We start from the raw sequence: 8,145 nt of genomic DNA, 5'->3' as shown, positions 1-8,145 counted from the left end.
CCCTACCGGGCCATTTTTGTCATAAACGCAGTCACTAACTCGCGTTGGCAGGCGGTCGCCAGCCATAAACGCAAGCAGTAACTCACGCAGGCACTAATTCACATTGGGTCGGCACGCCAACCTGCTGAAGACAAAAAGTAGCCCCGAGGGGGATTGATTACCCTCGGGGCTACTGTGATGAGCTGGCTAGCTCGAAAGTCTTAGATCAGGCCCTGCAGCTTCGACAGGTCGAACGGAATGGCTGCGACCAGTTCCTGCGGGAGCTCAACCTCACCGGTCAGTGCACGGAACTCAGCGATGAGTGCCTGAGCGTCGGACAGGCTGTCGACGTTGGACAGGCGGTCAGCGAACTGCTGAACCAGGTCAGTCTTGGAGTCGGAAGCAGCAGCTGCCGGAGCGGCCTGTGCGCGAACAGGAGCGGAGCCCTGGCTCGGGTGCGGACGATCGGTCGGGCCGGAGGAGAGACCCAGGCTTGCGGAGCAAGCCGGCCATGCGCCCCAACCCTGCTGAGCCAGAACCTTCTCAGCAACGTAGATCTGCTGCTCGCGGGAAGCCTGATCAGCGGTCGAAGCGAACTCGTTACCACCGAAAGCGTTCCAGGTGCTTGCGGAGAACTGCAGACCGCCGTAGTAGCCGTTTCCGGTGTTGATGTGCCAGTTGCCACCGGACTCACACTGTGCCAGGCGGTCCCAGTCGGAGTCCGGAGCTGCAGAAGCGGTCGGTGCGAAGATAGCGGCACCGGCACCGAGGATTGCGCCGGTCAGTGCAACCTTTGCCGAAGTGGAAGCGAAGGTGTTGGTCTTAGCTGCGTGGCGAGCCATATGAAAATTTCCTTTTCGTCGATTTTCTTTGTGGCGCCAGTGGGGCTAATGCAACCCCATCTCACTCTTATGGAAAGTTCTTCACGTTATTGATAACGGGCCGATGTCATCGCACTGGAGTGAGATGAAGGCGATCTATGCGACTTCGTCCGTTAAACGCGTCGATTGCACACCGTAGCGGTTGATAACGAAATAGTCACGCGAATCGCCGGATTCTTAATTTTGAGCGCAGGTGGGAAATATGCATAAAAGTAGGTGAAACTGCAGGTAAGAGACGTGACTGTTATTGGTGTTGTGTAAGTTAAAACTTCAAAATGTGATAAAGCTCACGTTATCGTCTTGTTATTTTTCCGGTTTTGGCGCGCCGCATGCACTGAGAAGGATGGCCATAAGAGATAGCCATAAAGAACCAACGCTGGCAGTTAGTTGCCGTCTCGGTGTGTCAATCCGCGAGCGTGCTCGCTTCACTCAAATCCGTCTTCCCTTTATGTCTCCATCTATGGGTATAATTGAGTTCTTTAGGTAATCGGAGGTGACGTGCACATGCACGCCGCTACCGCTGCCGCCACTTCGCACTAGTAAGCAGTAATAAATAATGTGTTCCCCGTTGGAGTGCGTCCTGTTTTGGTCGCACCTTAATTAAAGGAACACCATTAAGACAGCGCCCGGCCCGGCATATCCTCGCGATCCTGTCTGGCCAGGCTCGCCGCGAGCGAGCCTCTAACTCTGGCCGTTTGTGCGTGCGAGGACGGTGGCAAATGCGGAAGAATTGCATCTCCGATCCGAAGACCCCGAAGGGCAGTCACCGCTGCACAAGGGGGAACGAGGTTGAGTGCCCCCAGTCACAGGGCACGGGAAGGTTAGGTGGAAAGTGCCCATCGGTAAGGTCAGGTGGTACGACAAGGATCGCGGTTTTGGCTTCGTTTCGAATCCGGACGGTGAAGATGTCTACATCGGCAAGAACGTGCTGCCGAAAGGTGTGGAAGAACTCGTAACTGGTCAGCGCCTGGAGTACGACTACGCTGACGGCCGCCCAGGCCCGCAGGCTCTCCGGATCAAGGTGCTCGACGAGGGACCGCGCGGTGCCCGTCACCGCCGTGGCGGGGCAGGTGGGGGCGCAGGAGCCCGTCGTCAAGCAAAGAAGCACAGCCCCAGCGATCTCAACGGCATGATTTCGGACATGATTTCCATGCTGGAGTCGACGGTGCAGCGTGACCTGCGCGCCGGGCGTTACCCGGAGCGTAAGGACGGCCACCAGATGGCTGAAGTCCTGCGTGCGGTCGCGCGCGAGCTGGACTCGTAAGTCGGTAGAAGATGTGAAAAACGCCCGCTCACGAAGGTGGATAACCTCAGTGAGCGGGCGTTTTGCTGTGCTTTACGACGGTTCGTTGACGATCGACCAAGTAATTCCGTAGGTGGTCTCTTCGCCCTCGGAGTTCTTTCCGATGAGCGCGGTGGAAACCTCCACGACCCCGAGTGGGGTGCGTTTTCCGGCAACAGCTGCGGAGCCGGCGATGGTCTCGGTCGTGGCTTCGCCCGGATCCTTGCGAGAGGTGGAGTTGACCGCATCGTCGGAGAAGAAACGCTGCAGAGTCCAAGAGTTAGAGCCAACAGTGGAGCCGACGTTAACCTCAGCTGTCTCCTGCTCGCCCAGAGAAATCTTGGCGGCGTTGGCCTCAGTCGTGGTGCAGGCATTCTTCTCAAAGAGGTCGCAGACGCGGTAGGGAAGAACGTCTGTGGTTTCGCCGTCCTGAATGACCTCGATGGACAGCGCGTGCGGGTCGTCGATTGCCTGGTTGGTCCACTTATTGACAGCAAGGACAATGCCGGTGACGACAAGACCCACCACGACAATAGCGCCGACAACCATGAACGCCTTACTATTCTGTTGCCAGCGGCGCCTACTCGATCCCATCAACTCTCACTTCCCGACATTCGTAACGGAATTGAAGCTACGTTCAGTCACACTAGCCGTTTTCGGGCCAGATACTGCTATTCACTCACGGTAACACGGTAGGCCGTGGGCCATTTCTTCCCTGTGAGCAGGAACTGGCGGGGGCCATTGGGGGAGGTAGAGGAAGAATCCGGCATTAGAGCAATGCCGTTGAGCACATCAATACTGTTTTGCTCTGCCGGGGAGAGCTGCGTGTACAGGTCGCGGAAGAGTTCGGTGGCATCGACGATGCCTGTGACCTTTCCGTCTTCCGGGTTGATGCGGTAGATGAATGGACTCTGCCAGACGTTGGCCCAAATCTCGCGGTGCGATTGCGGGGAGTTTGGTCCGTCCGCGTTGCTCTGGTTGTTTGAATCGCTCGTGTCCGCTGGTGCTTCGTCCGGCACTTCGTCCGGAGCTGCGTCGCCGTCGACAGTGACGCACTCGAGTTCGTTGAGCCACGTTGTCTCTGTACCTGCTGCAGTGACGGGCAGTTGACGCTGGGAAGAGAGGTCATCGGGGGCGCGGAAAGTGAGGGTGCCACTGCCGTCGGAGGTCACGATGGTGTCCTCGAAGGAGCACGCGCCCCAGCCCTCGGTGTCGAAGGGAACCTCGCGACGCTGCTTGAGAGTAGCCGCGTCGCGTTCAATGGCGCGTCCTTCCTTCCACGTCAGCTGCCACACGGTATCTCCATGACGGGTAATCCCCTCGCCGAAGAGTTCAGGCTGTAAATCTTCCACGTTGGTCGGCTCGGCTGCAGAGTTGTCGAGCCACTGCGGTAATCGGTAAATCTGGGACTCGCCGTAGAGGCCAGTACCCATCAACAAAGAGCCATCGGGTTCGAACTCAAGGCCCTGGACAAAAGGCGCAGCGACATTCTTCTCCGTGGGAAGTGGTGGAGCCAAGACAGGATAGGACTGCTCGATGGCCAGTTTCAGTGTCGGAACGTCACCGAGCCCCGGCACCTTATCGGCACCGACCAGCTCGGAGGGATTAACCGATGCCGAAGTCGACCTTGGGGCGGTGCCGGAGTTCGAGTCCGCACTAGCGCCACTAGAAGGGGCCTCGCCTGAGGGATCGCCACCTGAACCAGTTTCAGCCGCACAGCCGGCCAATAGGGCGGCAGTTGCCACGGAGAGGATGGCAGCTCGGACCGTCGTAAAGCGTGATGAGTGGAAAGGGCGGGCGAGTTTTGCATCGCCCGACGGGAATCTGTCCATAGCTTCACTCTAGGATAGGAAACGTGACTGAAAATCGACGACGTTCCCGAAACAGCCGCCGACGGGGGAAGGTGATGAATCACCAGGCGGTCGACACTGCCCGTACCGCGATTGAAGAGCTCGGGGAGGGGCCTGCCGGCGCGCACACCGGTGTAAGTGTCGTAGGCGAGGGCGTTGCGGTGCATCGTTTTGCGGCTGACCTGCCCGGATACAGGGGCTGGGAGTGGCATGTGGTGGTCGCGTGCGCGCCGGGCACTCAACAGGCGACGGTCAGTGAAGTGGCTCTTGTCCCTGGCGAAACCGCGCTGCAGGCGCCTGAATGGGTGCCCTACGAGGAGCGGCTGCGCCCCGGTGACCTCGGTCCGCGCGATTTGTTGCCGGCTGCAGTGGGAGATGAGCGACTCGACGGCGATGACTTGCAGACCCGCACCTTGTCGGCGCGTGGTGTGGAAGACACCGAGCAGCGTTGGGAAGAGGGCGATACCGGCCCCGAGAGTGACTTTGCTCGGGAAGCATTGCACCGCTGCCGAACCTGCGCCTTTATGGTCCCGCTGACCGGTCCGCTCGGTAAGAACTGGGGCGTGTGCGTTAACGAATGGACATTCGATGCCACGGCCGTAAGCTTTGACCACGGCTGCGGTGCTCACTCAGCTATCCCGGAAGTAACGGGGCAGGGTGCACCGGTGGCGGAACCCTACCAGGATTCCCACCTGTAGCTTTCCACCTAGGCAAACGCGATGACGAAGAAGGTGCAGTTTCGACGCCACTGTGGCCCCAGAGACTGCACCGTTACGGATTTCGGCACAAAAATTCCGCTCTGACACGGATAAACACGTGACACGGATAATAAAGAGACTCTAGAGAGGCATAAAAAATGGACAAAGGTACGTCCACCTCTGCAACATCCTCAGATGAGGCGAAGGACTCCAAGCCTGCACGGAAGGGGAGCCATCTTTCGGCAGTGGACCGCTATTTTCACATCACGGAGCGCGGTTCGACGACCGTGACCGAGATTCGCGGTGGCGTAGTGACCTTCTTCGCGATGGCCTACATCATTCTGCTCAACCCGCTGATCCTTGGCAATATCGAGGATGTCAACGGCAATAGCTTGGGGATACCGCAGGTCGCCGCTGTCACCGCGCTCGCCGCGGGTGTCATGACCATTACTTTTGGTCTCTTTGCCAAGTACCCCTTCGGCATTGCGACGGGCCTGGGCATCAACACCCTGGTTGCCGTGACATTCGTTGCTAACGAGGGGCTGGCCTGGGAAGAAGCGATGGGCCTGGTCGTGCTGGACGGCGTGATTATCGTGCTGCTGGCGCTGACCGGATTCCGCACAGCTGTCTTCCACGCGATTCCGTCCGATATGAAGGCCGCGATGAGTGTGGGTATCGGCCTATTCATTGCCATGATTGGTCTGGTCGACGGTGGCCTGGTTCGCCGTATTCCCGATGCCGCTGACACGACTGTCCCGGTGCAGCTCGGCATCAATGGTCAGATTGCCTCGTGGCCGACCGCCGTGTTCGTCCTCGGGCTGATTATCTGCGGCATCATGGTTGTCCGCAATATTCCAGGTGGCCTGTTCATCGGCATCGTGCTGAATACCATCATTGCGCTCGCAGTCGAGGCCTTGACGGATGCGGGCCCCTCCTTCGCTGATGGCAAGCCAGTGCCGACCGGTTGGAATCTCGCGGTACCGACTCTGCCGGACCGCGTAGGCGGCATGCCGGACTTGTCCCTCGTTGGAGCTGTGGATCTTTTCGGATCCTTTGCCCGCGTCGGTGCCCTCAGCGCCACCATGCTGCTGTTTACCTTGGTCCTGGCGAACTTCTTCGATGCCATGGGCACGATGACTGGTCTGGGCAAGCAGGCCGCACTTGTCGATGAAGACGGTGTGCTGCCGGACATGAAGCGCGCACTGGTTGTCGAAGGCACCGGTGCCATTGTCGGTGGTGCAGTCAGCTCCTCGTCGAACACCGTCTTTGTGGATTCCGCAGCGGGCATCGCCGATGGTGCACGCACTGGCCTTGCCAACATTGTCACCGGCATCCTCTTTCTGGCAGCGATGTTTTTCACCCCGCTCTATGAAATCGTGCCCATCGAGGCTGCCGCGCCAGTGCTGGTCATCGTCGGTGCCATGATGATCGGGCAGATCACCGAGATTGATTTCACCCGTTTCGACATCGCACTGCCGGCATTTTTGACTATTGTCACCATGCCGTTTACCTACTCGATTGCAAATGGTATCGGCATCGGTTTCATCACCTTTGCTGCGATGGCTATCTTCTCGGGTCGTGCCAAGTCCGTACATCCGCTGATGTGGATTGTCTCCGGCCTGTTCATCATCTACTTCGCCGCCGATCCGTTCACCGCTCTGCTGGGCGGCTAAAGAGTTTCCATGAGTACCACCACATTCCTCGAACGCTTTGCGCCCATCGTCGTCGACGATCCCGCCGACAGCCGTCTCGATGACATCCGCAACCTCAACAAGTCCGATTCCCGCCCCGATTTGCCCGGTGGGAAGGGGCTGGTCATCGCCGAAGGCACGCTCATTGTGCCGCGGTTAGTGCGCTCACGCTTTCCGCTCCGCGCAGTCTTTGGTACTCGCCAGAAGCTCGCATCGCTTGCCGACGGACTGACCGCGAGCGAGGCCGCTATTGCGGAAACGGTGCCCTGGTTTGAACTCGACCGCGAGGTTCTGGCCGCAGCGGCCGGATTTGATCTTCACCGCGGCCTGCTGGCCACCGCTGACCGCGCGCCGGAGCTATCGGTGGACCAAGTTCTGAGCGGAGCCACCACCTTGGCCGTGATGGAGGGAGTCGGTGACCACGAGAACATCGGAGCCCTGTTCCGTAACGCGGCGGGCATGGGCGTGGATGGGGTCGTCTTCGGCGCGGCCTGCGCCGATCCGCTGTATCGCCGCAGTGTGCGCGTTTCCATGGGGCATGTGCTGACAGTCCCATTTGCGACTCTGCCCGGTACTACGACCACCTGGCAGCGAAGCCTGGACCAGCTCAAAGAGCAGGGCTTCCGCGTGGTGTCCATGACCCCTGCGGGCACGGTGGACCTGTGGGATGCCATGGACACGGACAAGGTCGCGATTCTCGTTGGCGCTGAGGGACAGGGGCTTACCGAGCACGCGATGGCAGCCACCGATGTGCGTGCTCGCATTCCCATGTCACCGGGAACTGACAGCCTGAATGTGGCTACCTCCGCGGCGATCGCGTTCTACGAGCGACTGCGCGTTCAGTCGCAGCGCGCAGGGCGGTAGAAACTATTTCCCGAACTTGCCTCGCGCCCGCTGCCAGGTGCGGCCAGCGAAGTTCTTGGCCTTAGCCCCAAAGCGACTGAGCTCCTCCAGAAAGTCTCGGTTCGGCTCTGCGTTGTGAACTTCGTAGTCGTCGTAGGCGCGGTCAAACTCTGCGCCAGACTCGGACGAACCCGGCTCACCCATTAGCCCGCGTGGACTACGAGACGTCGAATACGAAGCTCCGGGAGCCGCACGACGGCCATCCACCGCAAAACCACTAACAGGGATATCGGTAGCGGGCGAATGCGGGTCGAATCCGAGCCAGTCGGTGATGACGGCGTCGGCAAGCTCTGCCGGAACGAACGGCAAACCGACCCCCTCGCGTGGACGTGAACCCGTATCTTCGAAAGCGTCGGGCAGCGGGCGGTGCTTGCCCGCCCAGAAACTGCCCTCTGCGGGGCAGGGAAGACCGATGTCTTCCAGTGTGCGGTAGCGAGTAGCGGAGAAAGCGCGCTTGAGCTCACCATCGTGCCAATGCGCAAAGGCACCGAAGCCCGTGGATTTATTCGACACACTCGCGTAGACGTCCGTGGCGGCAATCTCCTGCCGTAGACGAGGCGACAGCTTGGACAGCTGCGAGACATCATCGAGAACCGTCTGCAGTACGGCAACGCCCTCAAAGCCACCGATGTAGTATTCACCGTCACCGGTTTCCGCCGAGCGGTTGAGCGGGAAATCACCAATCGGTGTTACCGGCAGCGTTGAGTCATAGAGAGCTAGGAAACGACGCCCGAAACCGCGGTCGTGCTGAACACCTGTCTCCAGGGTCGCAGCAGGGTCATTGGTGCTGATAAACCAAATCGTGACTACACCGCGGCGAATCGCGGAGAATTCGAAATCAGAAGCGTTGCCACTGGTCAT

The 8,145-nt window shown here is 59.5% G+C and carries 8 protein-coding genes; 4 read left to right on the top strand and 4 right to left on the bottom strand.

What is annotated here, in order from left to right; all coding sequences use genetic code 11:
* Window positions 1-200: 200 nt before the first annotated feature.
* Window positions 201-821: a transglycosylase family protein gene (locus tag HMPREF2857_RS03755; protein ID WP_016423316.1), complete on the bottom strand. Its 621-nt coding sequence runs from the start codon at window positions 819-821 to the stop codon at window positions 201-203.
* An 871-nt stretch (window positions 822-1,692) separates the two neighbouring features.
* Between HMPREF2857_RS03755 and HMPREF2857_RS03750 the strand changes: the two genes are divergently transcribed.
* Entirely contained in the window at window positions 1,693-2,124 is a 432-nt protein-coding gene (locus HMPREF2857_RS03750; RefSeq protein WP_005511873.1) for a cold-shock protein, read from the top strand.
* Between the two features lie 72 nt (window positions 2,125-2,196).
* Here HMPREF2857_RS03750 and HMPREF2857_RS03745 read toward each other — a convergent pair whose 3' ends face one another.
* Together HMPREF2857_RS03745 and HMPREF2857_RS03740 are read right to left on the bottom strand one after the other, a co-directional pair.
* On the bottom strand, window positions 2,197-2,691 hold the full coding sequence (locus HMPREF2857_RS03745; protein WP_070642801.1) for a DUF2771 family protein: 495 nt from the start codon (window positions 2,689-2,691) through the stop codon (window positions 2,197-2,199).
* 122 nt (window positions 2,692-2,813) lie between these two features.
* A complete protein-coding gene (locus HMPREF2857_RS03740; RefSeq protein ID WP_049171372.1) occupies window positions 2,814-3,974 on the bottom strand; it encodes a glutaminyl-peptide cyclotransferase in 1,161 nt (386 codons plus the stop codon).
* Window positions 3,975-3,997: 23 nt separating this feature from the next.
* On the opposite strand from HMPREF2857_RS03740, the gene HMPREF2857_RS03735 reads away from it, so the two are divergent.
* The 3 genes from HMPREF2857_RS03735 to HMPREF2857_RS03725 all read left to right on the top strand — a co-directional run bounded on the left by HMPREF2857_RS03735 (window position 3,998) and on the right by HMPREF2857_RS03725 (window position 7,245).
* Window positions 3,998-4,690: a DUF3027 domain-containing protein gene (locus HMPREF2857_RS03735; protein ID WP_224433761.1), complete on the top strand. Its 693-nt coding sequence runs from the start codon at window positions 3,998-4,000 to the stop codon at window positions 4,688-4,690.
* A gap of 158 nt (window positions 4,691-4,848) precedes the next feature.
* A complete protein-coding gene (locus tag HMPREF2857_RS03730) occupies window positions 4,849-6,363 on the top strand; it encodes an NCS2 family permease (protein WP_016423312.1) in 1,515 nt (504 codons plus the stop codon).
* Between the two features lie 9 nt (window positions 6,364-6,372).
* Entirely contained in the window at window positions 6,373-7,245 is an 873-nt protein-coding gene (locus HMPREF2857_RS03725) for a TrmH family RNA methyltransferase (RefSeq protein ID WP_016423311.1), read from the top strand.
* A gap of 3 nt (window positions 7,246-7,248) precedes the next feature.
* Here the strand turns inward: HMPREF2857_RS03725 and HMPREF2857_RS03720 are convergent, their stop codons facing one another.
* Entirely contained in the window at window positions 7,249-8,145 is an 897-nt protein-coding gene (locus tag HMPREF2857_RS03720; protein ID WP_231367208.1) for a DUF6928 family protein, read from the bottom strand.

Source organism: Corynebacterium sp. HMSC076C10 (genome assembly GCF_001812455.1).
Lineage (GTDB): Bacteria > Actinomycetota > Actinomycetes > Mycobacteriales > Mycobacteriaceae > Corynebacterium > Corynebacterium jeikeium_D.
The sequence above is the reverse complement of the archived record's forward strand: the minus strand, read 5'-3'. Positions and strand labels throughout refer to the sequence as shown.